Source organism: Streptomyces sp. NPDC054841, from assembly GCF_053611045.1.
Map to the genome: position 1 here is coordinate 1 of NZ_JBSGZO010000644.1, position 3,882 is coordinate 3,882.

At 68.1% G+C, this 3,882-nt stretch carries 5 protein-coding genes; 4 read left to right on the forward strand and 1 reads right to left on the reverse strand.

Going from position 1 to position 3,882, the window contains the following annotated elements:
* Positions 1-175: 175 nt before the first annotated feature.
* Positions 176-667, reverse strand: coding sequence for a DUF3830 family protein (locus ACWGI8_RS41015; RefSeq protein ID WP_453668546.1), 492 nt, complete (start codon positions 665-667; stop codon positions 176-178).
* Positions 668-709: 42 nt separating this feature from the next.
* On the opposite strand from ACWGI8_RS41015, the gene ehuB reads away from it, so the two are divergent.
* The 4 genes from ehuB to ehuA are packed head-to-tail and all read left to right on the forward strand — an operon-like array spanning position 710 to position 3,741.
* Positions 710-1,585 (forward strand): ectoine/hydroxyectoine ABC transporter substrate-binding protein EhuB, encoded by an 876-nt coding sequence (gene ehuB, locus ACWGI8_RS41020; protein ID WP_453668547.1) that lies wholly within the window; start codon positions 710-712, stop codon positions 1,583-1,585.
* A complete protein-coding gene (ehuC, locus tag ACWGI8_RS41025; protein ID WP_453668548.1) occupies positions 1,582-2,349 on the forward strand; it encodes an ectoine/hydroxyectoine ABC transporter permease subunit EhuC in 768 nt (255 codons plus the stop codon). Before ehuB ends, ehuC begins: the two co-directional genes overlap by 4 nt.
* Positions 2,346-2,996 carry an ectoine/hydroxyectoine ABC transporter permease subunit EhuD gene (gene ehuD / locus ACWGI8_RS41030; protein WP_453668549.1) on the forward strand — a complete coding sequence of 217 codons (651 nt, stop codon included), beginning with the start codon at positions 2,346-2,348 and terminating at the stop codon, positions 2,994-2,996. Before ehuC ends, ehuD begins: the two co-directional genes overlap by 4 nt.
* Entirely contained in the window at positions 2,986-3,741 is a 756-nt protein-coding gene (gene ehuA / locus ACWGI8_RS41035; protein ID WP_453668550.1) for an ectoine/hydroxyectoine ABC transporter ATP-binding protein EhuA, read from the forward strand. The genes ehuD and ehuA overlap by 11 nt, the downstream gene beginning before the upstream one ends.
* The last annotated feature ends 141 nt before the right edge of the window (positions 3,742-3,882 follow it).

Below are 3,882 nucleotides of genomic sequence, written 5' to 3' on the forward strand. Positions count from 1 at the left end.
CCTCAATCTCCCCCTACGCCCTGCAGGCGTGGGGGGACCCCCAGCAAGGCTGGATTTTCCAGCCCGTCCGGCGATTGAGGACACGCCCGAAGGGCGTACGGGGGTCTGGGGCGGAGCCCCCCACGCGGCGGAGCCGCACATCGACACAGCGGGAAGGGGCGGGGAGGGGAGAGAGTCACGCCCGGCGAAAACTCAGCGTCTCCCCCAGCGCCCCCGCGCGCCACAGGTCCTGGCAGGCCTCCGCCATCCGGTCGAGTCCGTCGACCACCTGGCCCCACACGATGCCGGGCACCCACCCCGTGTCGCCGTTCAGCAGCAGGTTGTTGCGCTCGTAGAAGAGCGCGAGATCCACCGTCACCGGCCGGGAGACGTCGCGGTCGTAGCCGTACGCCGCCGTCCCCAGTTCCGTACCGCTGAAGGTGAAGTAGCAGAGGTCGCCCGGGATGGGGGTCACCGTCGGGTTCTCCAGCGGTGGCTCCCGGTCGGCGAACGCCGGGAAGAGGGCGTAGATCTCGTTGCGCGCGTACTTCGCGTGGTACACGTCGCCGCCGAGCGGCAGCGCGTCCCACACCGTCGCGCAGGTCACGGGCGCCCGGTCGTCGAGGAGTCGCGCGGTGCAGTGGACTCCGCGCTTTGCGAGCGAAACGTCGATGAAGCGATCGGCCATTGGTTACGCATACCCCGACTGGAGCCGGGTAGCCGCGCGCCCATGGCTCCACACACGGCTCCACACACCAGACATGCGATACGGCGGCGCACCCTGCTGCTCGGTACGGGAGGAGCGCTCGCCGCTGCGGGCTGCGCGCGGGTTCCTTCCGGCGATGCGCTCGCCCGGCTGAGATCCCAGGGCACGGTGCGGCTCGGCATCGCGGGCGAGGTGCCGTACGGCTACATCGACGACCAGGGCGAGTTCACGGGCGAGGCCCCCGAACTCGCCAAGGCCGTTTTCCAACGGCTCGGCGTCGGCAATGTCCAGCCGGTCGCCACCGATTTCGCGTCCCTCATCCCCGGCTTGAACTCGCAGCAGTTCGATGTCGTTTCGGCCGGAATGTACATCAATAAGGAGCGCTGCGCGCAGGTCCTCTTCTCGGATCCCGAATACCAGATGCTGGACTCGTTCATCGTGCGCAAAGGCAATCCGAAGAATCTGCGCAATTACGAGGACGTCGTACGGACCAAGGCGAAGTTCGCAACCGGAACCGGTTATGCGGAGATCGACTACGCGGTCGCGGCCGGCTATCCGGAGAAGGACATCGTCATCCTGCAGGACCAGGTGGCCGGACTGAACGCCGTCGAGTCCGGGCGCGTCGACGTCTTCGCGGGAACCGCGCTCACCACCCGCGAGGTGGTGCGCAAGAGCGCCAGGGCCGAGTCGACCGAGCCGTTCGCGGCGGTCGTGGACGGCAAGAAGAAGATCGACGGCGGCGGCTTCGCCTTCCGCCCGACCGACACGGGGCTGCGGGACGCCTTCAACGCCGAGATCCACAAGATGAAGAAGAGCGGTGAACTCTTCCGCATCCTGCGCCGGTTCGGGTTCACCGAGAGCGAGATGACGGAGCTCACGGCGAAGGAGCTGTGCCGATGACCGCCGGACTCTGGCAGAACTGGGTGCTCCCGGGGATCTGGATCACGGTCCAGCTCACCCTGTACAGCGCCGCGTTGGCCGCCCTCGTCGCGTTCGGTGTGGGCATGGCCAGAACTCATCGCTCGCGCTTCGTCCGCTTCCTCGCGGGGTTCTACACCGAGGTGTTCCGCGGGACGTCGGCGCTGGTGCTGATGTTCTGGCTGTTCTTCGTGCTGCCGCCGCTGCTGGGCTGGCAGTTGGTGCCGATGTGGGCCGCGGTACTCGCCCTCGGTCTGTCGTACGGGGCCTACGGCGCCGAGATCGTGCGCGGCGCGCTGAACGCGGTGGCGCCGGCCCAGCGCGAGGCGGGGGTCGCGCTCAGCTTCACGCCCTGGCAGCGGATGCGGCTGATCCTGCTGCCGCAGGCCGTGCCCGAGATGATCCCGTCCTTCTGCAATCTGCTGGTGGAGCTGCTCAAGGGCACCGCTCTGGTGTCGCTGCTGGGTGTCGGCGATGTGTCGTTCGCGGCGTACCTGGTCCGGCTGGCGACCCAGGAGAGCGCGCAGATCTACACGGTGACGCTGGTGATCTACTTCGTGCTCGCGTTCCTGATCACCCGCTCCATGAAGGCGCTGGAGCGCCGCACCAAGGCGAACGTGGGACTGCAACTCCCGGGGAACACCCCACGGCCCCCCGGCCTTTGGGGCAGGCGGCCCCGCGTCCCCGCCCAGCGCAGCCGGCGGGCCGGCGCCACCGGCGGACTCGTGGAAGGTGATCTCCGATGACCTGGGACTGGTCCGCCGTCGCGGACTTCATGCCGCGCTTCTGGGAAGGCGTGCTCGTCACGCTGCAGATCCTGGTGCTGGGCTCGCTGCTGTCCTTCACGCTCGGCCTGGCCTGGGCGCTCGCGCTGCGCTCCGCCACGCGCTTCGTACGCTGGCCGGTCGGGCTGATCACCGAGTTCATCCGCAACACCCCGCTGCTGGTGCAGCTGTTCTTCCTGTTCTTCGTGCTGCCGGAGTGGGGTGTGCAGTTCTCCGCGCTCACCACCGGCACGCTCGCGATCGGGCTGCACTACTCGACCTACACCGCACAGGTCTACCGGGCCGGCATCGACGCCGTACCCGCCGGGCAGTGGGAGGCCGCGACGGCGCTGAGCCTGCCCGCCCACCGGACCTGGCTCGCGGTGATCCTCCCCCAGGCGGTGCGCCGGATCGCTCCCGCGCTGGGCAACTACGTCATCGCGATGCTCAAGGACACACCGCTGCTCGCCGGGATCGGCGTGCTGGAGATGCTCCAGCAGTCCCGCCTGGAGAGCGCCGCGACCTTCCAGTACACGGAGCCGCTGACGGTCGTCGGCATCGCCTTCATCCTCATCGCCTACCCGGCTTCTCTGCTCGTACGAACCCTGGAGCGCCGTCTTGCCCGCTGACACGCAGAACGAAGAGCTGATCCGCTTCACGAACGTCACCAAGCGCTTCGGGGACAACACCGTCCTCGACAACCTCTGCTTCTCGGTCCGGCCGGGCAGGCACGTCACGCTGATCGGGCCGTCCGGCTCCGGCAAGACGACGATCCTGCGGCTGCTGATGACGCTGGAGCGGCCCGACGAGGGCACGATCGACGTCAACGGCGGCCGGCTGTACCCGGCCGACGAGAAGCAGCGGCGCGAGGTTCGCAAGAAGATCGGCATGGTCTTCCAGCAGTTCAACCTCTTCCCCAACATGAGCGTGCTGCGGAACGTCACCGAGGCGCCGGTGCGGGTGCTGGGGCTGTCCAAGGACGAGGCGGAGGAGCGCGCCCGCGAGCTCCTGGACCTGGTCGGGCTCGGCGACCGCTGCGGCGCGCGGCCGACCCAGCTGTCCGGCGGTCAGCAGCAGCGGGTGGCGATCGCCCGGGCTCTGGCGATGCGGCCGCAGGTGCTGCTGTTGGACGAGGTGACGTCCGCGCTCGACCCGGAGCTGGTGGCCGGGGTGCTGGATGTGCTCAGGGACATCGCCCGCACCACCGAGATCACGATGCTCTGTGTGACCCACGAGATGAACTTCGCCAGGGACATCTCGGATGAGGTGTTGATGTTCGACGCGGGGAAGGTCATCGAATCCGGATCACCGGAAAAAATCTTCTCCGCTCCGGAGCACGAGCGTACCCGCGAGTTTCTCAGCGCGGTGCTCTGACCTCTCGCTCCATGCACAAAGTGTGACTCTGGCATATGCCAACGTCGTGCGCCCCAGGATATGGCACTGGGGGGCCCGCCAAAACACGCCCCCAACCCCCCCCAGTGTTGGTGGTGTGCGCGAACGAGGTTAGGAAACGAG

Bases quoted from the DNA above. Each gene is read 5' to 3' on its own strand.
- ehuB (WP_453668547.1), top strand. From the start codon at position 710: ATGGCTCCACACACGGCTCCACACACCAGACATGCGATACGGCGGCGC.
- ACWGI8_RS41015 (WP_453668546.1), bottom strand. From the start codon at position 667: ATGGCCGATCGCTTCATCGACGTTTCGCTCGCAAAGCGCGGAGTCCAC.
- ehuC (WP_453668548.1), top strand. From the start codon at position 1,582: ATGACCGCCGGACTCTGGCAGAACTGGGTGCTCCCGGGGATCTGGATC.
- ehuD (WP_453668549.1), top strand. From the start codon at position 2,346: ATGACCTGGGACTGGTCCGCCGTCGCGGACTTCATGCCGCGCTTCTGG.